This is a genomic window from Vibrio sp. OPT46, assembly GCF_015163535.1.
In the GTDB taxonomy this organism is placed as follows: Bacteria; Pseudomonadota; Gammaproteobacteria; order Enterobacterales; family Vibrionaceae; genus Vibrio; species Vibrio alginolyticus.
The window spans coordinates 1-275 of the sequence record NZ_JADDYG010000591.1; the positions used below are offsets into that span (position 1 = coordinate 1).

Annotated in this window: 1 protein-coding gene; it reads left to right on the forward strand. The window is 44.4% G+C overall.

The window, feature by feature from the left end; translation table 11 throughout:
- The coding region (locus tag IQR33_RS23475) for a S49 family peptidase (protein WP_193844097.1) at positions 1-275 on the forward strand (275 nt) is incomplete at both ends.

Genomic DNA, 275 nt, shown 5'->3' on the forward strand with positions numbered 1-275 from the left:
CGAGTTTGGACTGGCCAAGATGCACTATCCTTTGGTCTTGTCGATCAAATGGGTGACTTTGATGATGCTGTAGAGCTAGCGGCGAAACTAGCGAACGTGACCGATTATGGCATTTACTGGGTAGAAGAGCCTCTTTCACCTACTGAACTATTTCTACAAGAGTTTATGAAACAGGTGAAAGTCTCTCTAGGTATTGATGCAACAAGCTTGCTACCAAAAAGTCTTCAACCCGTAGCTCAACAATTCGAACAAGACGCAAGCTTGCTCCAAAGCTT